20 protein-coding genes are annotated in these 26898 nt (G+C 51.9%); 5 read left to right on the forward strand and 15 right to left on the reverse strand.

Features of this window, described 5'->3' with window-relative positions; all coding sequences use genetic code 11:
* The first annotated feature begins 16 nt into the window (after positions 1–16).
* Positions 17–250 carry a sarcosine oxidase subunit delta gene (locus ACOQPU_RS08170; protein ID WP_420644632.1) on the forward strand — a complete coding sequence of 78 codons (234 nt, stop codon included), beginning with the start codon at positions 17–19 and terminating at the stop codon, positions 248–250.
* A gap of 76 nt (positions 251–326) precedes the next feature.
* Here the strand turns inward: ACOQPU_RS08170 and ACOQPU_RS08175 are convergent, their stop codons facing one another.
* Entirely contained in the window at positions 327–1145 is an 819-nt protein-coding gene (locus ACOQPU_RS08175) for an alpha/beta fold hydrolase (RefSeq protein ID WP_420644633.1), read from the reverse strand.
* A 128-nt stretch (positions 1146–1273) separates the two neighbouring features.
* On the opposite strand from ACOQPU_RS08175, the gene ACOQPU_RS08180 reads away from it, so the two are divergent.
* Complete coding sequence (locus ACOQPU_RS08180; protein ID WP_420644634.1) at positions 1274–1945, forward strand: winged helix-turn-helix transcriptional regulator; 672 nt, start codon at positions 1274–1276, stop codon at positions 1943–1945.
* 4 nt (positions 1946–1949) lie between these two features.
* Here ACOQPU_RS08180 and ACOQPU_RS08185 read toward each other — a convergent pair whose 3' ends face one another.
* From ACOQPU_RS08185 to ACOQPU_RS08220, 8 genes are all read right to left on the reverse strand, one after another.
* On the reverse strand, positions 1950–2573 hold the full coding sequence (locus ACOQPU_RS08185; RefSeq protein ID WP_420644635.1) for a hypothetical protein: 624 nt from the start codon (positions 2571–2573) through the stop codon (positions 1950–1952).
* A gap of 20 nt (positions 2574–2593) precedes the next feature.
* Positions 2594–3166 carry a DinB family protein gene (locus ACOQPU_RS08190; protein WP_420644636.1) on the reverse strand — a complete coding sequence of 191 codons (573 nt, stop codon included), beginning with the start codon at positions 3164–3166 and terminating at the stop codon, positions 2594–2596.
* Between the two features lie 117 nt (positions 3167–3283).
* A complete protein-coding gene (locus ACOQPU_RS08195; protein ID WP_420644637.1) occupies positions 3284–6568 on the reverse strand; it encodes a protein kinase domain-containing protein in 3285 nt (1094 codons plus the stop codon).
* A gap of 8 nt (positions 6569–6576) precedes the next feature.
* Entirely contained in the window at positions 6577–7617 is a 1041-nt protein-coding gene (gene ltaE / locus ACOQPU_RS08200; protein ID WP_420644638.1) for a low-specificity L-threonine aldolase, read from the reverse strand.
* Between the two features lie 132 nt (positions 7618–7749).
* The gene (locus tag ACOQPU_RS08205) at positions 7750–8772 is read right to left on the reverse strand and encodes a hypothetical protein (RefSeq protein WP_420644639.1); all 1023 of its coding nucleotides are present in this window, start codon (positions 8770–8772) and stop codon (positions 7750–7752) included.
* A 143-nt stretch (positions 8773–8915) separates the two neighbouring features.
* Positions 8916–9836, reverse strand: a complete 921-nt coding sequence (locus ACOQPU_RS08210; protein ID WP_420644640.1) for a diacylglycerol/lipid kinase family protein — start codon at positions 9834–9836, stop codon at positions 8916–8918.
* The gene (locus tag ACOQPU_RS08215) at positions 9820–10488 is read right to left on the reverse strand and encodes an AAA family ATPase (protein WP_420644641.1); all 669 of its coding nucleotides are present in this window, start codon (positions 10486–10488) and stop codon (positions 9820–9822) included. Before ACOQPU_RS08215 ends, ACOQPU_RS08210 begins: the two co-directional genes overlap by 17 nt.
* 209 nt (positions 10489–10697) lie before the next feature.
* Positions 10698–11336: a hypothetical protein gene (locus ACOQPU_RS08220; RefSeq protein ID WP_420644642.1), complete on the reverse strand. Its 639-nt coding sequence runs from the start codon at positions 11334–11336 to the stop codon at positions 10698–10700.
* Positions 11337–11499: 163 nt separating this feature from the next.
* On the opposite strand from ACOQPU_RS08220, the gene mutM reads away from it, so the two are divergent.
* Both mutM and ACOQPU_RS08230 read left to right on the forward strand, forming a co-directional pair.
* Positions 11500–12312 carry a bifunctional DNA-formamidopyrimidine glycosylase/DNA-(apurinic or apyrimidinic site) lyase gene (gene mutM / locus ACOQPU_RS08225; RefSeq protein WP_420644643.1) on the forward strand — a complete coding sequence of 271 codons (813 nt, stop codon included), beginning with the start codon at positions 11500–11502 and terminating at the stop codon, positions 12310–12312.
* A 21-nt stretch (positions 12313–12333) separates the two neighbouring features.
* Complete coding sequence (locus tag ACOQPU_RS08230; RefSeq protein WP_420644644.1) at positions 12334–12930, forward strand: hypothetical protein; 597 nt, start codon at positions 12334–12336, stop codon at positions 12928–12930.
* Positions 12931–12936: 6 nt separating this feature from the next.
* Here the strand turns inward: ACOQPU_RS08230 and add are convergent, their stop codons facing one another.
* The 6 genes from add to ACOQPU_RS08260 all read right to left on the reverse strand — a co-directional run bounded on the left by add (position 12937) and on the right by ACOQPU_RS08260 (position 25056).
* On the reverse strand, positions 12937–14004 hold the full coding sequence (gene add / locus ACOQPU_RS08235; RefSeq protein WP_420644645.1) for an adenosine deaminase: 1068 nt from the start codon (positions 14002–14004) through the stop codon (positions 12937–12939).
* Positions 14005–14190: 186 nt separating this feature from the next.
* Entirely contained in the window at positions 14191–18282 is a 4092-nt protein-coding gene (locus ACOQPU_RS08240) for a GAF domain-containing protein (RefSeq protein ID WP_420644646.1), read from the reverse strand.
* A 136-nt stretch (positions 18283–18418) separates the two neighbouring features.
* Positions 18419–22375: a preprotein translocase subunit SecA gene (gene secA / locus ACOQPU_RS08245; protein ID WP_420644647.1), complete on the reverse strand. Its 3957-nt coding sequence runs from the start codon at positions 22373–22375 to the stop codon at positions 18419–18421.
* 104 nt (positions 22376–22479) lie between these two features.
* Complete coding sequence (locus ACOQPU_RS08250) at positions 22480–23427, reverse strand: ribose-phosphate diphosphokinase (protein ID WP_420644648.1); 948 nt, start codon at positions 23425–23427, stop codon at positions 22480–22482.
* A gap of 229 nt (positions 23428–23656) precedes the next feature.
* Positions 23657–24640 (reverse strand): methylmalonyl Co-A mutase-associated GTPase MeaB, encoded by a 984-nt coding sequence (gene meaB, locus ACOQPU_RS08255; protein ID WP_420644649.1) that lies wholly within the window; start codon positions 24638–24640, stop codon positions 23657–23659.
* Entirely contained in the window at positions 24637–25056 is a 420-nt protein-coding gene (locus tag ACOQPU_RS08260; RefSeq protein WP_420644650.1) for a cobalamin B12-binding domain-containing protein, read from the reverse strand. The genes meaB and ACOQPU_RS08260 overlap by 4 nt, the downstream gene beginning before the upstream one ends.
* Before the next feature lie 171 nt (positions 25057–25227).
* Between ACOQPU_RS08260 and ACOQPU_RS08265 the strand changes: the two genes are divergently transcribed.
* Entirely contained in the window at positions 25228–26853 is a 1626-nt protein-coding gene (locus tag ACOQPU_RS08265; RefSeq protein ID WP_420644651.1) for an SH3 domain-containing protein, read from the forward strand.
* Positions 26854–26898: the final 45 nt, after the last annotated feature.

Genomic DNA, 26898 nt, shown 5'->3' on the forward strand with positions numbered 1-26898 from the left:
AATACTGAGAGGAAAAATGAGCATCCAAATCCCTTGCCCACACTGCGGCAAACGGCCGCTTGAAGAATTTGCTTTTGGTGAAATCTTTGACGTGCCGGAGAGCATCACCGACCCAGACGTGCGGGACATTGACCGGGCCTTCATGCATAACAACCCAGAAGGGCCACGGCGCGAAGCGTGGTTCCACACCTACGGCTGCCGCCGCTGGGTCTACCTCACCCGCGATACCCGCACGGACCAAATTTTGTAAACAATGAAAACGGCCGTTCCACCACTCTATTTTTTACAACAGAGGAGGAGGATGGCAGTACGGCCGTAATCAGCCCTCAACTTCTCAAGGATTCCTCCACGCGATCTAGCCATTCATGCGTTAGCAAATTGAACAATACGGGCTGCTCCATATGCGCCCCATGCCCTGCCCGATCCAGCACAATGTAGGTAGCACGTGGGTAACGTTTCGCTAGCTCACCTGCCTGCTCATACCCCGTCACCGAATCGAATTTGCCCGTCACAATCAAAACAGGTTTTTCATATGGCTCCGGCAATTCATCGACCTGAAAAGAAAATTGGTAATTCTCGCCCAAGAGTGCCATCTTTGCCTGGTCTGCTTTTTGCAAGCCCCCCAAAATCTCCCCTTGGCGGGCAATGACCGCTTCTTCATGAACCACCAAAATCGAAGCAAACATATCGGCAAAGGGCTGGGGGTATTGGGCAAAGTGGGCGGTGTCCTGACCAAAAATGCGATGTTCTGGCAGCAAGCGTTCGGCTCCACGACCCATTGCTGGAACCAGCAGCAGCATCCCTGCCACCTGCCCAGGCCGCTTGTGCAAAATGCCGCGCGCGATGTAGCCACCATACGAAAAACCTGTGAGCAGGAACGGCCGTTCCCCAATCACCTCATTCACAAAAGCCAGCATCACCTCCAGCACGTCATCATTGCTATTGATCCAGCTACCGCCACGCGTCAAACCCATCCCCGGCAGGTCTACGTAAATACGCTGAAAGCCAGTGCGCGTGCCGTAAATCGGCTCAAAGGCCGCGACCATCGCTTCATGGTCAGTGGGACGGCCGTGTAGCATCAGAACTGGCACGCCCTCCCCCTCAACACAGTAATGTAGCGACAAATCCTTTAGATGAAATTTCATACCTGCCTCCTAGCGAATAAATTTTCCCAATTGTATTTACTATATTTAATTAAAGCAAATACTTGTTTTTTCATTTTTATTCGCTACCAGAATTGTTTTTCAGCAACAAGGAGGCTATACTTTGGCACATGAACAAGCGAAAATACAATCAGGTTTGTGCTTTATCCGCTTCTTTGGACCTCATTGGGGAACGCTGGACCTTGATGATTGTGCGGGAACTGCTGTTTGGGGAGCGTCGCTACACCGATATTCTGCGCGGCACGCCGGGGCTGGGAACAAACTTATTGGCCCAGCGCTTGAAGGAGATGGAAGCAGCCAATTTGATCCAACAGTGCAAACTGCCGCCACCTGCTGCCTCTTCGGTGTATGAATTGACGGCATACGGCCGTACCAGCCTCACCCCCATCATCCGCGCCCTCACCAACCTGGGCGTGGACTTTTTACGCTATCCCCCAGACAAAGACCAGTTTGTCCCAGCCAGCTCCACGATGGGCGCATTGAGCAAATTCTTCAAGCGAGAACCCGTCGGCAGCTACAGCGGTGCGGCAGAATTTCGCACCCAACATGATGTGTTCCACTGCGCCATCGAAGATGGGCAGATGACGGCTCTGGGCTTTGGCACATGGCCGCAGGGAGAACTGGTTTTGCTGGCGGAAACGGCCGTTTACATGGGTCTCATTGTCGGCTACATCACCGTCGCCGATGCGCTGGCCAACGGGGAACTGACAATCCTCACTGGCTCCCCCGACCAGGCAACAGCCTTTTTTGCCCAGTTTGAAGCCGCCTTTGATCCGCTCTAATGCGTTAGTTAGCCCCAAGCTGGGTGAGTTCACGGGTTAAATTGGCAGCAACGGCCGTATCCCCCCATTCCTGCATTTGCTCTGTAAAATAGAACGGTGATCGCGCCAAGAATTTTTGCAAAACGGCCGTTCGCCCCACCCCATACGCCTCATCCGGCACAAAGCTGTACTCCTGCCGGATGGCTTGAGCATAAGCGTCGTACTGCTCCGACGGTGCGCTCAGAATTGCCAAATCGGCATCCAGCATCACCCAAACGTCAAGATCGGCAACGGCCGTTTCGTGCGTTTTTGTCGCCAGAATCAGCTGGCGCACTTTGGCCAGCATTTCATCTGGCACGCCCAACGGCCGTAAAACACGCTCGGCAAAAGCAGCACTTTCGGCTTCGTTATCGCTGCGGCGCGGGTCGTACACCACATCATGGAACCAGATGGCAAGCTGAACGGCCGTAAAGTCCACGGCTACTTCGCGCAACTGCTCCGCCACGTCCAGCGTGTATTCGATGTGCGTTAGATTGTGGTAGAAACGGCCGTCTGCCCCATGCGCTGCCGCCAATCTCTCCCAAACATTTGCAGCGGCATCATCTTCAATCCCCAAATCCCGGGTCAACACCAACCAGCGTGATTTCATCCCTAGGCGTTCTCAGCACCCTACGCACCACGCGCAGCTTTGGCCTGGGCAATCACTCTCTCAATTTGGGCCAGGTGCCCCTGATCATGGCTATAACCATACACAAACCGCACGTAGGCATCAATCCGGCCCAGCCGCTCGCTCATTTTCACATTGTCCAGGTACGGTTCATCCGGCCACATCTCCAGGCTGGCCAGCCGCATCCGTCGGCTTTCTTCTAGCCGCTGGCGGCATTGCGCCACGGTTTTTACGGTTTGCCAAGGAACTTCACTGCGGGAACGGCCGTCTCGCACCACGCCCCTGGCCATCTCCGCTGCCAACGCCGCCCCTTCCTCCGAAGAAGCCGTTACGTGCACAATCAAATGTCCCAAATTCCAGGCCAAATCCGTATCCGCCTCATCTTCAGCATAGGGATCGTTGGCCTCTGGGTCATTTGGTTCAAATACCACATCAGCATCCGTACAATCTGCCAACAGGCCAAGCTGGTAATCAATAATTTCGTTCGTCAAATCCCGCAAATCGGCCACCGTCAAATCGGCGACAAGTTCGGCATAGCTCATCTCTTTATTGCGAACCGGGGTAAAATCTAGCATCAATCTTTGTCCTTTGTCTTATTTGATCAAATAAAACATGCGACTTGCTGGGAGAAATCGCATGTTTTGATTGTATCACTCAAACTATTCCCAACCGTAGGGAAAGCTACAAATTCTTTATTCGCAGCTAACGTTATCCACAAATTGCCAGGTGTCCGGGTTGTTAGAGCCGCCACCTTCTGGCCAAACGGCCAAATCACCAATGAACAACACTTGCATCATCATGCCAAATGGATTGGCTAGCGAGGCCATTTCTGCCGAGGCATCAATTTGCATTTCTATCACCCACTGGCCAGTCTGTTCCCCAATTGCGGCCGTCCAGTTGCTGCTGCTGTAATTTGTATCCCAGGCGTTGCCATCACTGTTGGAACCAATGCCAGCCTGTACCTGCGCCGTACCGTCTCGCACCACAAAGAAGAAGCGATCGGCCGTATCCGGGTCGCCTCGATTCCCGGTGGTGTCAAAATAAAGTCGCATCGCGTCGGACTGATCGACCGTAGGATCGTTGATGAGGAAGGCCAGGTACAAATTCGTTGCGTCTCGCACAAAGTAGACCTGTACCAAATCACTGTTGTTGTCAGGCGGGAAGAATTCGATCAGCGGCGCGCCTGTCCATTCAGCCGGGTTAAAAATGCCGTCGATGATTGGCGGGGTGGCAATACAGCTCAACTGCGGGTTTGGCAGCGGCGTATTGGTTGCTGTTGGTGTGATAGTTGGCGTATTGGTTGCCGTCGGTGTGATGGTCGGCGTAGGTGAACTGGTCGCCGTTGCCGTGTGGGTCGGCGTAGAGGAAGGTGGCGGTGTGTTGGTCACCGTCGGCGTATGGGTGAACGTTGGCGTGGTGGACGGCTGTGGCGTGTTGGATGGCGTTACCGTAGCAGTGGGTGTCCCTGGGGTGGATGTTGCCGATGGCGTTTCGGTCACAATCGGCGTCGCCAACGGGTCGGTGCCCTGCGAAATTTCCACCACGTCATTCACACCATCCCCATCACTATCGGCCAGCAGTGGGTTCGTGCCGTACTGATTTACTTCCTGACCATCAGGAATCAAATCTGAATCTGTATCGGCTGAATTGGGATTCGTGCCAAGTTCCAACGCTTCAATGCCATCGTTCAAGCCGTCCCCATCGGTATCGGGGTTGTTGGGGTCTGTTTGCACGATGTTAGTCTCCTGAGCGTTGCTCAGTCCGTCGCCATCGGCATCACCTTCAATGGCAGCCGTCGCCGCAATGGCCGTAACCGTTTGGAAATTGCTGGCAGCAACGGCCGTTTCCGTCCCAGCCACGTCTACAGCCACCGTTGCCGTCGCCCCCGTGCGACCAAAAAAGCCATTTTCCCCGAACACCAGGGCTAAAAAGCCGATGAAGCAAGCAAAAGTCACAAGGAAAATGAAAGCATACATCAGCCAGGGAGGAATGGCAGAGCCAGCCTGCGCTTCGCCAGACATTGTTTGACGACCGCCTGCGGCCGAAGCCACAGCCACCTCAAATGGATACAGCTCACCGCTGCCCATCCAGCTAGAGCGTTCCGCTTCTAACGCCAATTCTACATTGGCAACCTGCCCCGGCTGCAATCGAATCCGACCCCGCTCCCCTTTGAAGCGCAAACCGCCTTGCCGATCGCGCGCCACCACGCTGAAATCGCCGGGGGCATTCCCGGTATTGTGTACCGACACCGTCACGCTGCCCGGCAATCGCACCTGGTTTGGTTCCATATTGGCTTCAAAAGCCACAAAGGTGCCGATAATCAGCGAAGCAGAGGTGCCAGCCTTGGCATCTGGATGCTGCTGCGAAACCAGCTCAATGCGGAACCGCTGCCGTCCAGTTGGCGTGCTGCGGTGCTTGGGCGGCCGAATAGTGATGGTGAGCTGAATAGTCTCCCCAGCAGGCAGATTGCGAAACTCACCAGGTGGCGTGGCCCAATTACCGGGCAGGCCATGAACCCGCACGCTCACGCGGTCATCCACTGGGCTGCGGTTGACCACTTCAACCTTAAATTGCACCTGCTGACCCGGATCAGCCGTGATCTGATCGGTGGGCAAGAAAAGCCCCAGCGGTTCAGATGTGGCAATTTGGGTCGGTGTCATTTGCGGGGTCGTCCCACCCATAGACGGCCGTTCCTGCTGGTAGGTCGGTTCTTCTTGCTCAAAAACGGCAATCTCCGGCCCCTGTAGCGTTAGTTCGTAAGGGCCAATGCGAATGCGCGAACCAGGCGCAACTGGTGTGGGGTCTTCTGCTCGCAGGCGGCGATCGTTCAAAAACGTGCCGTTGATGCCGCCGAGATCAACCAGTTCCCAGCCCAGTGCCGTTGCTTGCAACCGTGAATGATGGCGCGACACGCCCTCGGCGGGCAGCACAATCTCATTGTCAGCGTGGCGACCTAGCGTGATGACTGCTTGCGTCAGTGGCACAGTGCTGGGCGGGTGACCGGGCGTATTGATTATGAGTTCGTGCCCTGGTGGCGGTTCGGCCACCCGTTCTAAAATATTCATCTCCTCGCGGAGCATAATCTGCGTAGGTGCGCCTTCCAGAGCCACCATCGCACTGCGCAACGCATCGGCCATCTCGGCCCCATCGGCATACCGATCATCTGGCTCTTTGGCCAGCGAGCGCACTAAAACGGTGTCAATAATGGCCGGAATATCGCTGCGGATTTCGCGAGCAGGCGTGGGCATCTCGCCACGGGAATGCACCGCAATGGCATCGGATAGCGTTTTGAATTCAAACGGCAGTCGGTTGGTAAATAGCTCGTACAATACCACACCGAGTGCGTATAAATCGGCACGGCCGTCTAGCGGATCGCCCTTGCACTGTTCAGGAGACATATAGGTGGGTGTACCAAGCGTGGTGCCGCTTTGGGTCAATTGCGAGCCTTCTTGCAGCTTCACTAGGCCAAAATCGGTGAGCAGGGCGCGGAAAGGCTGTTCGTCCGGCTCGTCGGGGCGGTTGAGCCGCTTGAGCATGATATTGCCGGGCTTAATATCTCGATGCACAATGCCGCGTCGGTAAGCGTAGTCAAGTGCTTCTGCAATTTGGGCACCAATTTGGAGGCTTTGCGCCAGCGGCAAAAATTTTCGCATCCGCTGCAGCCGCCGCAAATGATCCCGCAGGCTACCGCCGTTTACAAATTCCATGGCGATAAACAGCCCTTCGGGCGAGTCGCCGAAGTCGTAGATTTGTACGACAGAGGGATGATCCAGTTGGGCAGCAGTGCGGGCTTCCTGGATAAGGCGAGCCCGGAACTCTTCCTGGCGGGCAAAGTGGGAATGCATCAGCTTAAGTGCCACCTGCCGATCCAAATTTACATCGTAGGCACGGTAAACCGTACCCATGCCGCCATCGCCCAGCAAGGATTCCAGCCGGTAACGGCCGTTTATCGTATGACCGATCAGCGTGTTAGACATCTTCCCTCCTACTGCAAAATGGCGCGCGCACTCTTGACAAACAACTCCACATCCGCTGCTTGAATCCAGTAATGCGTCACGGCCCGGAAGCGGCGCGAATAGCCACCCGACAGCCAAATGTTGGCCTCGTCGCGCAGCCGCTGCACAAACTGGTTGGGTGTTGCAGGAGAAGATTCACCCAACTCAAAAAAGAGCATATTGGTCTTTACCAGCTCAGGTTGAACGCTTAGGTTAGGAATTTCTGCCAGACCCTCGGCCAGCATTTTGGCATGAGCGTGATCATCAGCCAGCCGCTCCACCATCTCGGTGAGGGCCACAATACCCGCAGCCGCCATCACGCCCGCTTGGCGCATTGCCCCGCCTACCAGCTTGCGGGCACGGCGAGCCTGCTGAATGAAATCGGCCGAGCCACACAACACCGAGCCAACCGGGGCACACAGCCCCTTGCTCAAACAAAAGGTGACAGAATCAACGTGTTGGGTAATTTCTTTAGGGTCCAGATTCAAAGCAACAGCCGCATTAAACAGCCGCGCCCCGTCCATATGCACAATCAGCTTATTTTTGGTGGCAATGTGGCGTATTTGCTGGAAATAGTTTGGCTCGATGGGGTAGCCACCTTTGGCACCGTAACTGTTTTCCACGAGGATGAGGCGGTTGCTGGGGTAATGCGGGTCGTCCGGGTAAATAGCCGCTTCGACCGCTGCTAAATCCATACGGCCGTATTGATCCGTTGGCAGTGGATTCGGCATAATGCCACCCAAAACCGCCATGCCACCAGCTTCGGCGCGATAGGTGTGCGAATCTTCCCCCACAATTGCACCATCACCGCGACGGCCGTGCGCCAAAATAGCAGCTAAGTTTCCCATCGTGCCGCTAGCAATAAACAAGCCTGCTTCTTTGCCTACCATCTCAGCAGCCAACGCTTCTAGCTTGTTTACCGTAGGGTCTTCACCGTACACATCATCCCCTACGGGGGCGTTAGCCATTGCCTGCCGCATAGCAGGGGTTGGCCAGCTTACCGTATCGGAACGAAAGTCGATTCTGTCCATGCGTGAAGTTTACGTAATATTATATTTTTGGCAAACAGGGAGTGAGGGAGAGGCAAAGAAAAACGGCCGTTCCCGGGCAAAATTGATGGGAAACGGCCGTTTGCTATGTAAAATATAAGATAAGGGTCGCCACTAATCGCCGGCAGCAGCCGCTCCAGAACCAGAGCGAGACCTCAGGCGGCGACTGGTCCTACCCGTAAACAAACCGACTATCCGCATAATTAACCAAATGATGAGCGCGAGTACAAAAACGAGCAAATATTCAATGACCGGAATCCGAACGATTTCATTCACATTTTCCCAACCACGCCCACTGTAGACAACCAAAACGCCAGCAATGTAAGAGGCAATAAAACCCCAACGCCAATACTTATTTAATCCCAAGCCATACATTTGCGTCACTATAAACAGTGCGGCAAAGCCAAAGAAGAACATCGGCCACATCGTGTTGGTTTGCACCGCCACAAGCGTACCGTGTACCAGAACAGAAAATTCCAGCACAAATGTCCACCACTTATTCAAGTGCGCACGAGTGAACATGAGGCTCCCCTGGACCATGAGGAAGAAGGTATAAATAAAGCCTAACAAATGACCCAGCGAAGATTCCATCGGGTGATACCAAAAGGTATAAATGACCGCCCAGGCAAAAATATAGCCATGATATTTTCTGGCAACGCGCGCAGATTCCTTGAGGAAGCCAATTTTCTTGCCGAAGAAAAGGCCCCGGCGTTGGTTTTCCATCAGCAAAATCATCACGAGCATGAGGATAACCGAACCCTGAGAGCTCAAAATAGATACATCTTGCGCTAAACCATCGTAGAAAAAGATAGTCTGGAGCAAGTGCAGCGCGATGAAGAGGGCGTTTACACCGAGCGCAATGATGTTAAAACGGTGAAGACCATTTGTGTATTTTGCTTTGTTCTTTTGAGCATAGTAAATGAGACCCCACATAGCCACCTGGTGCAATAAATAGCCACTCCACGCCGTTGCGCGTGTCCAAAAGGTTGGCTCTGGGAGCTTCCAATAATAATGCTCAAACCCTGTGTCTGGTAAAAAATCTACTTGGGGAATTGCGCCACGCAGCAGCCAGATGAGGCCAGTGAACAAGAAGCTAAAGATAATGCCACCCCATAATGCTTTTGAGCTGGTCAACATTGTATTTTCAGTTAATTTTTTGTTTGATTGTACGTTTGTAGCCACGAACTTGCTCCTTACAAATGAACGATCGCCGCATTTTGTTATGGTATTGTCAATATATTACATGATTGTCCATGTTTTGTAAAGAGGCACTTGCAATTTCATGCAGAGAAGTAGTGCCCAAGGGGGATTCCCGGTTTCTCAAAGAGATCATTAGGGGCGGAGGCGGGCACCAAGAGGCGCAAGGCTCCTGGCTTGAGGGTGCAGGTGATGGGGGTGTGACCGCCCGGTTCGCCGTCTGTTTGGCAAGGCATGGTGGGTGTCGTGTGAATGGTGATGGAACGGCCGTATACCATCTCCATCCCCGGATAATCACGCCGCCCTGCCTTCATCAGTGCCCCGTACTGGAACATTTTGTAAATGCGCTCGCCCTGAAATAGCCATACTTCAAACAAACCATCATCCAGCTTGGCCTCAGGGCTTATAGTGAGGCCTCCGCCTGCGTAAAGGCGACAGTTGCTAACAAGTGCCAGCAGGTAATGATCTTCGTACGTACGGCCATCTATTTCCACTTTAGCCGAAATGGCTGGAATTTTGCGCGAGAGGGCAATGCCTTGCAGCATATAGCCCAATCGCCCCAGCTTTTTAGACCATTTAGGACGCGGCTCAATATGCTCCACCAGGTAGCCATCGGCACCTGCCCCCGACCACAGCAGCCAATAACGGCCGTTTCCCTTGCCGTTGGTTGTGTAGCCCAGGTCCATTTGATGGATACGGCCGTTTAGCAACAAATCGGCTCCTTTGAGTAGCTGATGCCTGCCCCGAAATAGCGGCAGCGGCATGTTTAGCTCCCGCGCAAAGGAATTAGCCGTTCCAACCGGCAGCGGAGCCATCACCGTTTCTGTCCCTGCCAAGCCGTTGGCAACCTCCCCCAGCGTACCGTCCCCGCCCGCAGCAAAGACAAGCTGGTAGCCAGCTTTGGAGGCTTGCTTAGCTAATTCAGTTGCATGTTCAGGGGCTTGGGTCGGCTGGATAGTAACGCGCCAGCCACGCGCTTGCCACAGATCAGCGACCAAGGCCATCGGCGCTGCTAAATTGGCGGGCCCAGCTAGAGGATTGTATATCAGGGTCGCTTGCGCCAGTTTCTTCACACTTCAGCCAGTAGTAAAATAGTTTTTCCGCCAAAACATTGGGCGGCGTATCGGTCGTATCCAAAATGAGATGCTCACCCACCACAGGTTCCTGAGCTTCCACCATCCATTTATACACAGACCAATCCGCATCTGACAAATCGGTTTTGCGTCGCTGGCCACTATTTCGCTTAAAAAGCCGCTCCCGAATCGTTTCCTGGGCTGCCTGGACGTAGCAAACAGCCACTGGCGCACCGGCGCGTTTGCCTATCTTCATCAAATGTTCGCGGCGGGCAGCCAGGTAGTTAGACCCGTCAAAAATGACGCGCTGCCCTTCTCTCAGCCGAGACTCGATGATGGCGTAACATACTTCATAAACGAGCATCATCTCGGCAGCGGTATAGGTCGGCTGATTGCGTAGATGAAGCCGAATACCATCTGTGCTAACAACCACAAAGGGCATAAATTGCGCCAACCCTTCCACCACGGAAGATTTTCCGGTGCCGGGCAGGCCAACCATCATGAGCAAACTGCCACCGTCTCGCACAAAGGGTGACTTGGGCAGTACATCATCAATATCACTTACAATGCTGTGTAAATACATTTGTTTACATGCAAACCACAGAAACTGTTTTGAATCGCGAAGCATGATTTCTTTGTGGTTTGCTCAAGTAAAAGCCAAATTCGCGCTCAATCTAACTCAAAATTCTTCTTGGCTTTTACACATTATAAAATAAACTTACTGTGGATTGCCAAACAATATCTTTATAGTGAATTGCAACTATTAAGATTTTTATTACATTGGCAAGGCAGTTACAGGATTGGACCTCCAGCAGCGGAAACAGAATCGGCGATTTTCTGGGCAAGTTTTGCCGGATCACCTTGGTTCTGCTGAATTTGGGCTTGAGTGAGGTCGATACGGCCGTTTTTACACAAAACCACTAGCGGCAGCACATACTCAGCCCCTTCCTCCCGAATGGTATAGTTACGCTCAGCCTGAATACCTTGCTCTTTAAGCGTGGCGTACAGCCGATCGACATAAGGCTCCCCATCGACAAAAAGATCGTTTATCTCGGTTGCATCTTGGAATCTGTCCCAGGTGCTGTGCAAAAAGGTAATCCGCCGCCAGCGCAAGCTAATGATGGGCTGCGACAACTTTTGCAGCGGGCCAAGCTGCACTTTGTAATACATCTCTTGCGCTCGCGGATGGTCCGGCTGGTCAGGAAAAAGTGCCAGGCGGGTGGTCAGCTCATTGCCAAGCTGCGGCGCATAATAATGAATGGCCCATTTCTCTTGCCCAAATCGCCGCCCAAAGTAAAAGGCAAAATATTCTGCATGAAGCCCTTTGGGCGCATGTTTTTGGGGAATGCGATACCAGCCATCTGTTTTTACAATTTCAAAATCTTTTGGGTGTGGCACATACGCCACCAATACGCGATCTTCTGGGTACATTGGCCAAAACTCCACGAAATATTTGTGAGACAAGTTTAGTTTAGCAGCTTGAGATTTGTCAAAAGCCGTTTGACCCTAAACTGTCGCTGATAAACGGCCGTTCTCAATGGAGCAACGGCCACGTTCAGGGTATAATGGGCAGCGGATTCAACGAGAAAACAATATGCCAGAGCTACCAGAAGTCGAAACCGTCGTCCGGGCATTGCGCCAGCCCTTAATCGGCCGTACCATCGTCGGGGTACGCAATGATTGGCCGCGCCACATTGGCACCCCCGGCTTGGACGAGTTTCAAGCGCGCATTCAAAATTGTACAGTACAAGCCATCAACCGCCGTGCCAAATACCTGGTTTTCAGCCTCACCCACGGCGAAACCTTAATCGCCCATCTGAAAATGTCTGGCCATCTGGCAGTTGAGGATGCCCACGAACCCGCCGACAAGCATGTGCATACCGTTTTTGAATTGGACAATGGCCAAGAGCTACGCTTTCGGGACATTCGCAAATTTGGCCGAGTGTATTTGGTACAAGACCCAAATGAAATATTGGGCAAGCTAGGCCCGGAACCACTAGAACCGACCTTTACCCCAGCCCTTTTAACTGAACGACTAAACGGCCGTACCCGCATTCTAAAACCATTGCTGCTAGACCAACAATTCATTGCAGGCGTTGGCAACATTTATGCCGATGAATCCCTCTTTTACGCAAAGCTACATCCCACTCGTCCGGCCAACACCTTGGACAGAAACGAAATTTCTGCCCTGCACAGTGCCATCCAAAAGGTGCTCAAAATGGGCATTGAGCGCGAGGGGGCCAGCATTGAACTGTACGTGAAGCCAGATGGCAGCAAGGGAGATATGCAAAATGCGGTGGCCGTTTTTCGGCGCACGGGAGAGCCATGTTATGAATGCGGCCGTCCCATTGAACGCATTGTGCTTGGGGGTCGCAGTACCCATTTTTGCCCAAACTGCCAAAAATGATGATTCGTTTGAGAGGAACTTATGCAAAGCGAAATTGAAATTATGCGTGTTCTCCGCGTACCGCCAATGGGGAAACTGGTTGTCAACTTTAATGAGAACCGATTTGAGGCAATTTCTGACATTCCAGAAGAGAATGTTCGTCAATTAATTAGGGCCGCCATCGGGGAGCTGATTACGTTTGCTGGCGGGTATCAAAATTTGGTAGATGCTGGTGTCGCCCCACCGTTAACATCAACTCAACCTCAGGCAACAACCTCTGAAAATGAAGAGGCTCAACGATTCCTCAGCAGAATGGAAGAGGAACGAGATGCCCTGAAATCTTCAGCGCGGCTCCAGCAACCACCGTCGGTGTTCACAAACTTACGGTGGCGTCCAGCCACAACAGAGTCCAGTGCTAACAAGATGCTCAGCCTGGTTGAGCAAGTGGATGAAATATTGCAACGCCATTTGGAAAGCGACCCGGAGTTAGCCCAGCGCAGCATTCACTTGGTGCAAGATACCAATGGGGGCCTAATTATTGAAGTAGATGGACACCGATATGAACGGCCGCGTGAAATTGATGATCCGCGTATTCAGTTGATGATTAAACGGGCCCTGAAAGAGTGGGAGGCTTCTTAGGTGCAGTTAGTGCTCCATTGAAGAAGCATTGATGGGCGAACGGCCGTTTACCGCTTCGGCAGTTGGTAACAAAGTGTCAAACTTCTGCACCAACTGCTGTCGTTCATCCGGGGGAAGAAACGTGGCATTGGCGGCGTTTAACACCGATTGGCGCAGTGCACCGTAGCCAATTTGCAGCTTGTTCAGCGCAATTTCATACTCGTCTGTCAGCGTGCAGTTGCTAATGCTGGGATCATCGGTATTGATGGTTGCCTTCAACCCCACATCTAGCATATCCACCAGCGGATGATGATCCATCTGGTGCACCACGCCCGTTTGCAAATTGCTGGTCAGGCAAACCTCAAAAGCAGTTTTGCGCTCGCGCACCATTCGCAAAATCTGTGAATTTTCCAAAGTGCGCACGCCGTGACCAATGCGGTCAGCAAACAGGTCTTGCACAGCTTCACGAACACCATAGGCACTGGCCCATTCACCCGCATGGACAGTAATACCCAGGCCAACCTCCTTCGCTTCTTTGAACAGAGGTGCAAACGGCCGTGAGGGAAACTTCACCTCATCACCCGCCAAATCCAGGCCAACGATCCCTTTACCATACCGCTCAAACGCAATTTCCGCTACCTGCCGAGCCTGGTGGAGCGGATCATGCCGCACCAGCGTGACAATCAGCCCAACCTGAATATCGAAGTCAGCTTCTGCCTTGTCTACAGAGGCAATCACCCAGTCAGCCGCATCTGCCATCGAAAAGCCACGTACGCGGGTAAGGGCCTGCGGGCTAAACCGCAATTCCAGATACTTCACGTTATCCTTAGCCGCATCAGCAACAGCTTCATAGACAAGGCGGCGAATCAATTCTGGCGAACGATAGAAATGACGCAGGACTTCAAACTTGCCCAAAAATGCTTCATGTGTGGCTGGATCGTTGGTTACCTGTACCAACGGCCGTAACGCTTCTAAATCTGTTGTGGGAACATCAAGCCGGTGCTGGCGGGCAATCTCTAGCAAGGTTTCTAGACGGAGAGAACCTTCCAGGTGTCGGTGCAAATCAATTTTGGGCAGTGTCTTTATATCAGCCACAATCTGCTCACTTTTTTGCCAAATGCAATGTTTAACGGTCGCAATTTTTGATTATAACGTGTTTACGAAAAAGCGGGAAAGTTCCTACAATCCGCGGAATCTTGTCTCCTGCTGTTGCATAAAGCCAACGCATAAATTCTACAAACGACACGTCAATTTTGTTTGTGAATATTAGAGGTCGCGTCATTATGACAGGCTCGGTGCCTGTTGTGCAATATCCTGTTTTACAGTCGGCAGGGTAAAAAAGAAGGCACTCCCCTTGTTGATTTCACTTTCCACCCAAATTTCGCCCTCATGCGCGTCGATAATTCGCTTCACAATCGCCAGACCAATGCCAGTACCGCCAAATCGACGGCGGGAGGAGCCATCAATCTGGTAGAAGCGTTCAAAGATGCGCTGATGTTTTTCTGCAGGCATCCCGATGCCTTCATCAATGACTGAAACCAATACCTTGCCGTCTTGTTCACTCAAGGACAAATGAATTGTGCCGCCATCTGGACTAAATTTGAAGGCATTGCCAATCAGGTTGTCTAGCACTTGATTCATGCGCCCTTTGTCTATACGCACAAACCCTTGTTGGTCTTCTGGAATGGTACACGCAATCCCTAATCCTTTTTTATCGGCAACAAGACGATGGCTGACAACGGCCGTTTGCAAAAGTTCGGCCATTGGCATGACCTCAAGCTGCAAATTACCGGAGTCAATACGCTGAAGCGTAATAATATCTTCGATAATCCGGGTAATATCATCTGTCTTATCAGACACGATTTGCAAATATTCTTGCTGCTCCGGCGTCAAGAGGCCCTTATCTCCGTCCATTAATAAATCAACGTAGCCTTTTACAAACGTGAGTGGGGTACGTAGCTCATGCGATACATTTTGCACAAGTTCATCTTTCAAGCGATCACTTTCTTTCAGCTCTTCATAGGCAATCGCTAACTCTTCAGCACGATCTTCCAATTCTTCAAAAAGGCGTGCATTAGCGATGGCCACACTCACCTGGGCTGCAGCAATGGTCATTAATTGAATATCAGATTCCTTGAAAGCGTGAGGGTGATCACTATCAATCGTCAGCGTGCCAACTGGCTCATCCCGCACAATCAGCGGCACCACCAACAAGCTCCGCACCACCTCATCAAAGAACAGAAAGTCTGGATCGGAGTAAGAATCCCGGATGTAAACAAGCTCCGCATTTTGCACTACAACGCCAGAAATGCTTCCTTTCAGCTCCATTCTGGCATTCATAAATTCCGAGTTGATACCTACGGCCGCCTTTACAATCAATCCTTCGCTATCATCCGTAAGCATGGTGATGGTACTGGCACGGGCATTGAGCAAGCCCTGCAAAATTTGCACCGTTGTTTGCAACACCGATTGCAGTTTAAGATTGCCTGTTACCTGCTTGGCCATATCTACCAGAGCAGACATATCACGCAAACGACGTTGGGACTCGGCAAACGAGCTGGCATTACGAATGGCAACGGCCGCTTGCTCCGCCAGCAAATTCAGCAACAACAGTTCATCTTCGCTAAAGGTATGGGGGTACAAATAGGTGGCCGTAAACGCCCCGATGACTTTTTCTCCGTGCTTGAGTGGAAAACCGGCAATGGCGCAAATGCCCCAGGCTGCGGCCGCTTCACTCTGGAAAAACGGGTGGCTGGAGGCATCATTAATGACGATGGGACGCCCTTCTTGCACAACAGTAGAGGTAAGCCCTTCCCCAGCCGGACGCACCTTAGGCACTGCTGCCGTCCGACGGCCGTCTCGCCACAGTGCCGACCCTTTTGAGAATGTCTCAGTTTCCGAATCGTATAGAAAAATATGCAAGTTAGTTGCCGCAATCAGCTTCAAGGCAGATTCGGTAATGGTATCTAAAACCGCATTCAGTTTGAGCGGCTCATTGAGCCGCAATACGATGTCATGAAAGGTAGATAGTTCTTCAATACGACGCTGCGCTTGCCCAAACAAGTGGGCGTGTTCAATGGCGACGGCCGCTTGGCCAGCCAAATTTTGTGCCAACCGAAGTTGTCCATGGGAATAGTTTCGCTTCACAGTCACATCCCCTAGGGCCAATAGCCCAAGTACTTTGTTACGTCGAATCAACGGAACGAGAATCACAGCTTGCAAACCAGCAGCTTGCAACAATTCCGCAGCATCCTCATCCTGATTCGAATCCCTAACTAATTGTTCAATTTCATGTGTCTCAAACACACGCTGGACAGCAATAAATGAGGCCAAATTTTTGATGCTTCCTAAGCCAATCAGCCCATCCTCATCGTTTTGGCCTAAATGTTTAATGTATGTTTGATTTTTATGTGCAGCCGGATACAGCTTCTGAAATTCCTGGTCCCAAACAAAAATCGTGCAGCTATCTACCTGCAAAGCCCGCACCATTTCAGACACAACGGTCTGCAACACAAAATCTTGATCCAGATTTGCCGTCATGGTGGCACTTGCCTGATAAAGCGTACTTAGCTCAGCCAGCTGTTGCTCAGTTTGTTGGAACAATATTGCGTTTTGGATGGCAACAGAGGCGTGTGAGGCCAATGTCATGGCCAGCCATTCAACACGCTCGTCAAAGGCACTGGCAATCTGGCTATCAAAAATGAGGATGCCCAACAGCACGCCCCCAGCAGATAGCGGTACGCCCATCCAGGAACGTGTGTGCTCCATCGTTGGCTGTGGCTGCCAACGGGCATCTGTGCGCACATCATCAATGCAAATTAGCTCTTCTTTTTCCAGAACGCTTTGCACCAGGGGATGATCTCGCCAAAACGCTTCAGCAGCCTCTGGCAAAATGTGCAAAGTGCGATCATAAAAATCGCGGCTGGATACGAGCTGTAGCTCCTCATCTGCCAGCAAAAAGGCAAAGGCATTGTGGTATGAAACCACATTTCCCAAAGCCAGTAGTAAATGGTTGACAACCGAATCTGCTTGTAATGAGGTGCTGATAACGGCAATGGCTTGGCGCAGGGCAACGGCCGTTTGGTAATCATGTGCGCCCCGGTCAACCAACGCACGGGTTTGGGTATACAGCCGTGAATTTTTGATAATGACCGTAACGTGAGCCGCAACGGCCGTCAGCGTTTGAAAGTCGGAAGCGTCAAACGCATCCGGCGTGTCGCTTTGGATGGAGATGGCACCCAACACCTCGCCATGGAGCCGCATCGGCACGCAGATAATAGAGTGTGGCGAACCTTCGCCGCTAATGCCAAACACCGGTTTTTCGTCCAGAGGCCAATTGTCGGTGGCAAACGGCACATTGTTGCTAATCACCCAGGCAACCAGGCTATCTTTATCACTCAACGGAATTGGCGGGCGCGTAATACGCTCATGATTTTCCAAGACGCAGGGGAATTCAACAATCTCTTCGCTGGCATCTACCAGGGCAATGTAGCAGGTGGGGGGTGAAAAAATATGCAGCAGCTGATCATGAATATCTTGCAGGGTTTCTTGCAGTGGCTTCAGGACACGGACAGATTCGGTCACGCGGTAAATCGTCTCTAGCTGGTTGGCGCGCTGCCATGCCTGCTTAATAAGCCGCTGCTGGCTCAACGCCACGCCAAGATAGTCAGCAACAAGTGAGAGAACGGCCGTTTCTGCCGTTAACGCCTCGCTGCTTGGGCCAACTATCTGCAAAATCGCTGCAACCTGCCCCCCATTCGTCTGAACTGGCAAGAGCAGTTGGGAGCCGTTGGCAACTACCGTTGCTTCCGTCACGACGGACAAATAGCTGTCTGACGCAACGGGTAACCAACCATCCTTTGCCCCAAACATGGAATGCAAAGCCAACTGTTGATTATCAGATTCACACAAAACCAGCCGGGCCTGAAAACCAGACAATGCCTTTGCAAACGAGGCCTCAAGTTCGCCGGTTATCAGATTAAATTGCTGTTGTGCGCAGATGGCCTGGCTTAGCTTGCGCAACAAGGTCTGTTGAGGCGGGGACAAGATTGCTTTGTGATCTGCAAAAAAAGGGGCGGTAGCGATTAAAGCAGCCGTTAAAGCCGCCAAATCCTGGTTCTTAGGTGGTGGCAATAGCTGAAGCGCAAACCGCGTCTTCCCTACAGGCCAACTACTATTGTCGGCATTAGCTTCAGGGACAATGAGTACAGACTCAACCGATAGATATTGCTGGGCGAATGAGGAAAGGGCAGACCGAATAGCTTCCAAGGAAGTAGCCGATTGTAAACGTTGGTGTAGAGCATTCAGGGCTTTAAGCTGATCGTTGCTGTGGGGCATAGGCCAAATGTAACCATGTTTTAAAAAAGTCGTCAATTATCCATGGTGAAAGAGACGTAAAAAGTCATTGAAGCAAATCACAAGGAGCTGCATTAAATAAGCAGGTTTTCTTTGTTGTGATTTACCCAACCCTCAAGAGTATCACATCAATCTCTGTACGTTCGTCTAACGCCTAGCGACGACGGCGACGCTTTTTGCCAGACCGACTGCCAGCCGGACGGCCGTTTGCTCTGCCCACAGCACCAGAATTTTGTGAAGCCTTTTCTTTTTTAAGATGGCAATGTTTGTACTTTTTACCGCTGCCACAGGGGCAAGGATCATTCCGCCCCACTTTGGGCATGTCGCGCCGCAGCTCAACACCCTGCCCTTTCTCGCGCTTTACTACCTGGTAACCCGCATCTCGCGCCTGGGTTTGGTAAGCAATTTCCGCTTCCTGCTTCTGAATAAAGGCACGATGCTTTTCTACCTGGAAGAAGAACCGATCCACAATGTTTTGCTCAATGTTGTTGCGCATATCCTGAAACATTTGCGCCGAGCGGATCTTGTATTGAACCTTCGGGTCACGCTGACCGACAGCTTCCAGACCAATTTCACGCCGTAAATCATCAGCTGCGGTTAGATAGTCACGCCATTCACGGTCTATAGAGTTTAGCAGCAACAAGCGCTGGAAGTTCCGATACTCTTCATCCCCAATTTGCTGCCGCCACTTTTCCTGCTGCTTACTCACATACGCTTTTAGAGCAATTTCTAGCTGGTCACCTGTCAAGACAGACAGTGTGTCTAGCAGCATTTCTCGCAGGGCAGCATTTGCCTGGGCAGCAAAACGAGTTTGTCGGTATTCGGCCGTTTTCAAGGACAATCCATCTAGCGAAAAATGTGCAAACGCATCATTCAAATCATTTTCGGCGTCTTGCCAGATACCTTCCCGGTCCTCGTCTGCAAGCTCAACATGATCTGTGACAAATTCATTGTAGAAATCCTGAACCCGGGCCACATAATCGCGTCTAATGTTTTCCTTGCCCTGAACCTGGCCAGATTTTCGCGAAGCAAGGCTGGCTAAATTTGGAACAGGCGGGAGCAGCGGTAGGAAACGCCCCATCGCCCGTAAGAGCTGGTAAATGTTGGCACCATTGGCTTCATTTTCATGCACCATCACCATCAGGTGGTCAATCAGCTCGTCGCTAGAAAGCTGACCCAGCTCTGCTTTATCCAGTTTGACAATCTCTGGCAGGAAACCACGCAGCCTGGCCACCACGGCGTTCAGGTTAATAACATCCGTCGCTTCGGTGGTAAATTCCGTTACGACACGTTCAATTTCCTCGCGCAAAAACGGAATGTAATTATCAATATAGTTGTCAACCAATTGGGCAATGGCATTGGCAAAGGCATCATCAATGCGCTCATCATAATCAACGCCTTCCCCCATCAAAATGGCGCGGCGTTCTTTGTAGATGGCCATACGCTGGCGGTTCATCACATCATCATATTCCACAATGTTTTTGCGGATGTCAAAGTTGTATCCTTCCACACGCTCCTGCGCACTTTCGATCATGCGATCCAGCACGCCAAACTCCAGGGGCATATCCTCTGGGATATTGGACATGAGCCCTTTGGACATCCAGCTTTTCAATCGCTCACCACCAAATCGACGCATGAGATCATCTTCCAGCGACAGGAAGAAGCGAGAGGAGCCAGGATCGCCCTGGCGGGCAGCACGACCACGCAACTGGTTGTCGATGCGGCGAGACTCATGCCTCTCTGAGCCAACAACGTGCAAACCGCCAAGCCGCCACACTTCCTCGCGTTCTGCCTCCGTTTCGTGGCGTAAATCCGCGATTTTCTTGATCCATTTTCTAGAAATGCCGGGAACGGTTTCCACTACTTTTTCTGCTTCTGCTGCTTCATCATTTAGAATAGCCCGAACCAGGGCAGCACGTGCGATGTAATGCTGCTCAAATAAGATTTCTGCCAGGAACTGCGCCAACATGCCCTGGTCACTTTGCGCCCGCTGATAGCCGACGTACAGGTCTCGCAGGCGGATAGCTTCCTCAACAAGGGCGACATCTTTATTTAGCTGTTCCAAATATTCGCGCGCTTCGCCCAAGTTGCCGCTGGTGATGAGCCGCAGAGCTTGCCGAATTTCCTCATAATCTAGCTGGTAAGTTTCGCCCAACACGCGCGTGAGATAGCCCATAACCTGCACTTCTTCAATTTCAGTCAGGGCAGCGTCTAATTTTTCCTTTTCGGAAACAATCCAAGCAATCAGATCGTTGTCTAATTTGCTATTGCGGCCGGCGTATTCCTGAGCGGCCGTTTCCCCTTCTTCCAGGTATTTGAAGATGAGTTGGGTTAGGAGCGGCCGTTTAAACATTTCCCGTTCCAGCAATTCAGCCGCCAAACCTTCGGGGTTGCCGCCCAACAAAATATCGGTACCACGACCCGCCATATTGGTGGAAATGGTAACAGCACTTTTGCGTCCTGCTTGAGCCACAACCAACGCTTCCGATTGATGAATCTTGGCATTGAGCACCTTATGCGGAATATTGGCCTTTGTAAGTAAGCGATCGATTGTTTCTGAATGTTCAACAGACGTGGTACCAACCAAAACAGGCCGACCCATCTCAACCACACGCTGCACTTCACGCACAATCGCTTTATCTTTGGCTTCTTCATTGCCAAAAATTTGGTCAGGATGATCCAGACGCTTGTAAAAACGAGGATCACCTGTTTCGGGATCTAAATAAACGGTCTGCTCAGAATTTTCTACCTTGACTTTCTTCTCTTCCAAGCCCAGCAAGTTGTTATCCACAATGTATTGCACGTTGGTTGGCAAAGGCGTTACGCCAAGTTCATAAATTTTGTCGAACTCTTCGGCATCAGTGAGGGCTGTACCGGTCATCCCTCCCAATTTATCAAACAAGCGGAAGTAGTTTTGCAGGGTGATGGTGGCCACAGTCACGGTTTCCCGCTTAATTTGCACGCCTTCTTTGGCTTCAATGGCTTCGTGAAGCCCTTCTGAGTAGCGGCGTCCGGGCATGAGACGACCTGTAAAGTCATCGACGATGACAACTTCACCGTTTTGCACCACATATTGCACATCTTTCTTGTAAAGATATTGTGCCTTCAGGGCATTATCCAAATAGTAAGTGAGGTGGAAAAAGCGGGGATCATACAAGCTGTCGCCGACTTCGGTGTCAATTTCAGGAATGCGCTTTTCAACCTCTGCAATGCCCATGTCTGTGAGGCTAATGCTGCGGCTCTTTTCATCCAAATCGTAATGGCCGTTTGGTTCTTCTTCCTCTTCGGCCGTATTTTTCTTGAGGTGGCGCACGTAGTCTGAAAAGCGACTATATTCCTTGCCGGAGCGATCGGCCGGGCCAGAAATAATCAGCGGCGTCCGGGCCTCATCAATCAGCACGTTGTCCACCTCATCGATGATGGCAAATACGAGATCGCGCTGCACTAATTTATCTCTGCTGGTTGTCATGTTGTCGCGCAGGTAGTCGAAACCAAATTCGCTGCTGATGCCGTAGGTAATATCTGCCAAGTACGCTTGTTTGCGCGTGCTGGGTCGCCAATGAACGAGGCGTTCATCTTCAAGCTCTGCGCCCGGATTCACGTAGTCGGGATCGTATAGTGCAGAAAATTTTTGTGGGCCAATACAGCCCACATTGAGACCAAGTAGGTGGAAGATCTTTCCCATCCAGCCGCCGTCACGCCGGGCAAGGTATTCATTCACCGTAACCAGATGCACGCCCTGGCCAGTAAGCGCATTGAGAAAGAGCGGCAGGGTTCCTACCAGGGTCTTCCCTTCACCTGTCCGCATCTCGACAACTTCACCCCGGTGTAGCAACACACCGCCCATAATTTGCACATCATAGTGGCGCAAGCCTGTGGTGCGGACAGACGCTTCACGCACCAGGGCAAATGCCTCTACCAGCAAGTCATCCAGGGATTCGCCGGCGGCATGACGGTCTTTGAGTTCGGCCGTTTTTGCCCGTAGCCCATCTACAGACAGTTGCTGCATTTGGGGCTCTAAGGCCGCAACAGCATCAACAGTGGGTTTGAGGTTTTCAATTATTTTCTGGTTAGGATCGCCTACGATCCGGTTGACAAGTTTTCTAAACATAGGTTCACTTCTATTTTTTCATTTAGCAAAAGAGGCATAGTGTAACAGAGATGCCTTAATTTTTTGTTAGAGAGGGAAACGGCCGTTTGCAACCACATCCCTACCTATTCATTAAATAACTCACCCACGCTGCGCCCCTCATGGGAACGCAAAATAACTTCGCCCAGCATATCTGATACTGACAAGACAGTGATGTTTGGCAACATCTTTTGCGGCGGGATGGGAATGGTATCTGTCGTCACAATCTCTTTAATCCCTAGCTGGCTGAGCCTTTCGGAAGCTGGATCAGAGAGGACTGCATGGGTAAAGGTAACGTACACATCTTTGGCCCCCCGTTCTTTGACCAGCTTTACCGCCTGCTGAATTGAACCGGCCGTGTCCACCAAATCATCCACGATGATGACATCTTGGCCGGCCACATTCCCAATTAACGTTAATGCTTCCCGCTCATTTTCATTGCCGACGCGGCGTTTTTCTACAAATGCAAGAGGCAAATTTAGCTCTGCGGCAAAGTTGCGTCCGCGTTTGGCAAAGCCCAAATCCGGGGTGACCACAACGGCATCCAGCTTTTTCTGCAAAAAATAATCCACTAAAATGTGGAAAGCCGTCAGGGAATCGCCGGGAATTTTGTAGAATCCCTGAATTTGTTGGGCGTGCAGATCAATCGTTATCCAGCGGTCAGCCCCGGCCACTTCGATCATATCTGCCAGCAGCCGGGCTGAGATGGGCACACGTGGCTGATCTTTCTTGTCGCTCTGCGAATATGCCATGAAGGGAATAACGGCCGTAATCCGCGCCGCCGAATCCCGCTTGAGGCAATCTATAGCGATTAACATCTCCATGATGTTTTGATGCACCGGCCGCGCGTGACTTTGAATCAAATACACATCCTGCCCCCGCACACTGCCGTGCAGCTTCACAAACAGGTTCTCATTTGGGAACTTAACGATGTCCCAACTGCTCAGGGGGATGTTAACGTAATCGGCAATGCGTTGTGCCAGTTCTGGGCAACCAGAACCAGCGAATAATTTAATATCTCCGTAAGCCATCATAATTCAATACGTTTCTTCCTCTAAATTACTCCACGTTTGTTTTGGATAAATGTAATCAGCCTATAAGATGATTCACTTATAAGACATTATCGGAAATAGGAATCTATCCACAGATTTGCGCAGATTAAGCAGATTTTTTTCCTCTAATCTGCGTCAATCTGCGAAATCTGCGGATTAGTTTTTGACATCATGTTAATTCCAATAATGTCTATTGCAAAACGCTTACGGATTACATAGACAATAATTGGTTGACGGCCGTATATGGATCCAACTCACGGGCAGCAACGGCCGTTAGCAAAGCGTCTTGCACGTCGGGCGAAACCGAGGATTGAAATTGACGCATAAACCGCCGCTGAAGCAATGTTTCAATCTCACGCCAGCTTCGCTCCCGCTCCCGTTGGAGCCATTCACCGCTCTCCCGCAGGTGGCGCATGTGCTGGTTTAGCATGTTAGCCAGTTCAGCCATGCCTTGCCCTTCGGTAGCAACCGTCTCCAGCACTGGAATGTTCCAGCCTGCACTGTCAGCTTCGGCACCGTTTGTGGATGAAATACGGCCGCTCTTTCGCGTCCCGCCTACTGGCCCTAAATGCAGCATCATCCTCAACGACCGCACAGTGCGGTCAGCCCCAGGCCGATCCGCTTTATTAACCACTAAAATATCAGCAATTTCCAAAATACCCGCCTTGATAGACTGGATTTCATCCCCCATGCCGGGGGCTTCTACCACCACCGTGCTGTGGGCGGCGTTGGCAATGTCTACTTCTGCCTGCCCTGCACCGACCGTCTCTACCAAGATGAAATCGTAGCCTGCTGCATCCAGCACCTTCACCACCGAGGCGGTTGCTTGTGCCAACCCGCCCAAACTGCCCCGTGAGGCCATACTGCGGATAAAAATGCCCGGGTCGCCAGACAGATCGCGCATCCGCACCCGGTCACCCAGTAAAGCACCCCCGGTAAACGGGCTGCTGGGGTCTACCGCCACAATGCCGATGCGGGCGTCTTGCTGACGCAACGTCTGCACCAGCGCGTTCACTACCGTGCTTTTGCCCGCACCCGGCGACCCGGTAATGCCAATAATGTGTGCCTTCCCGGTATGCGGATACAGTGTTTGAATTACTTCTTCGGCAACGGCCGTACTATTTTCAACGTGCGTGATGACCCGTGCAATTGCCCGAATTTGGCCTTGGAGTACCTGCCCAAGCAATGCCTTCACGCAGTTCCCCCATCCGGTGAACGGCCAACTGCGTGCCAAATGAACTCCACAATGTCGTTCATGTTAGCACCGGGACCAAAAATGCCTTTCACCCCAAGCTCTTGCAGAACTGGAACATCTTCATTGGGAATGATGCCGCCCAAAAAAAGAGGAACATCGTCCATTTGCTGCTCTCTCATCAGCTCAATGATGCGCTTCACAAGAGGCATGTGCGCCCCAGAGAGGATACTCAAACCAATTGCATCGGCATCTTCTTGTAAAGCAGCTTCTACAACCATCTCCGGCGTTTGCCGCAATCCAGTGTAAATGACCTCCATGCCAGCATCGCGCAACGCTCTGGCAACCACTTTTGCACCTCGGTCGTGTCCATCTAAACCGGGTTTGGCAATTAAAATGCGGGGGGTGAGTTGTTCCATAAATGTAATGCTCCAAAATAGTGGGATTATTTCAGTTCGAGATTTGCGCGATTATACCGAGGGGGAGTTTGTTTTGCGAGAGAAATGCAAGCCACGAAATCTGGTTCTTGCAGCCGAGTAGGGTTCTGGTCTATACTGTACGCGAACGTTATGTCATCTAAGGAGGACAACATGACCAGATTGAATCACAATCAGGGAAAAATATGGTTCCTCGTCTTATGCCTCTTCACATTGTTATTCCTGACGAGCCAGGTTTTTGCTAAACAAACGAATGCCCAAACGGCAACGGCCGTAATCCAAACAGGCCAGCTCAATGTACGGTCTGGGCCAGGGGTTGAGTACAGCGTACTCACCACCGTCAATCAAGGTGCCATCGTTACCCTGCTGGGCCGCAATGCAGACAGCAGCTGGGCGTACATTCAAACAGTAGCTGCCGTACGCGGCTGGGTGAACGCCAGCGCCACCTACATCACGCCAAGTGTGGCCATCAACACGCTGGATGTGGTAACGACCGCAACGGCAACCCCAACCGCGCAAGCTACCAACACACCTACACCCACGCCAACGGCCGTTAGCGGTGCAGCCGCTACCATCGCCACTGGTGCACTTAATGTACGGAGCGGCCCCAGCCTAGCATATGCGCCAGTTACCGTAGTCAATCAAGGCACGGTTGTCAGCCTCATTGGGCGTAATGCCAACAGCAGCTGGGCCAAAATCCGACTAAGCAACGGCACCGAAGGCTGGGTCAATGCCGCCAGCACCTACATCACCCCCAACGTTGCCATTAGCAGCCTGCCGCTGGCAGATTCAGCCACAGCCCCCAGCAGTTCAGCCACTGCGCTAGTTTCTACTGGTGCGCTTAACGTGCGGTCTGGACCGGGCGTTACCTACAGCGTGCTGACAACCGCTTCACAAGGCCAAACCGTCATTTTGCTTGGGCGCAATGCCAACAGCAGTTGGGCCAAAATTCGGCTGGGTAACGGCAGCGAGGGCTGGGTCAACGTCGCGCTAATTACCCCTAGCGTTAGCATCAGCAGCTTGCCGCTGGCAGACAGCCCCACCGCGCCAGAACCGCCCGTGCCTGTTGCCCCCGGCGCAGTGTTGACCCTGCGCGCTGGCCCTGGCTTCAACTACCCGGTTAGCGGCTCTGTTTATCAGGGATTGCAGGTCAACGCCATTGGCCGCAATGCAGACAGCACCTGGCTCAAAGTGCGCCTGAGTGACGGCCAGGAAGGCTGGATTGGCGCACAGTACGTTCAGCTCTCCATCCCGGTGAGCAACTTGCCCTTGATGGATGGAAGCACAACGACAAGCACGCCAACAACACCCATTGTGAATGCCGCCACGATTTCTACTGGTGCAGCCAACGTGCGCTCTGGGCCAGGGATTGGTCACAGCATCGTCACCGTGGCCAATCAGGGAGAGACCGTTTCCTTGCTGGCGCGCAATAATCTCAACAGTTGGGTCAAAGTTCGTCTGGCAAATGGCACAGAGGGCTGGGTAAATGCGTTGCTCATAACGACCAACGTCGATATTAGCAGCCTGCCGATTCAATTTGAACAAACATTGTCTGCATCGGGCTTAGTCGATACGGCCGCTCTCAATGTGCGGAGTGGGCCTGGGGTGACGTATGGCGTAACGGCCGTTATTTACCAAGATCAAGGGGTGGCTCTCTTGGGTCGCAATGCAGACACCAGTTGGCTCAAGGTACGAACAAACGACGACACTGTTGGCTGGGTAAATGCCGCTTATATTGACACAGCAACGACGCTGAGCAGTTTACCCGTCACAAACTAAGCACGAGGTAAGCAAGTTAAGGCTCTGGGAGAAATTCCAGGGCCT

The sequence above is a fragment of the Candidatus Leptofilum sp. genome (genome assembly GCF_965223285.1).
In the GTDB taxonomy this organism is placed as follows: domain Bacteria; phylum Chloroflexota; class Anaerolineae; order Promineifilales; family Promineifilaceae; genus Leptofilum.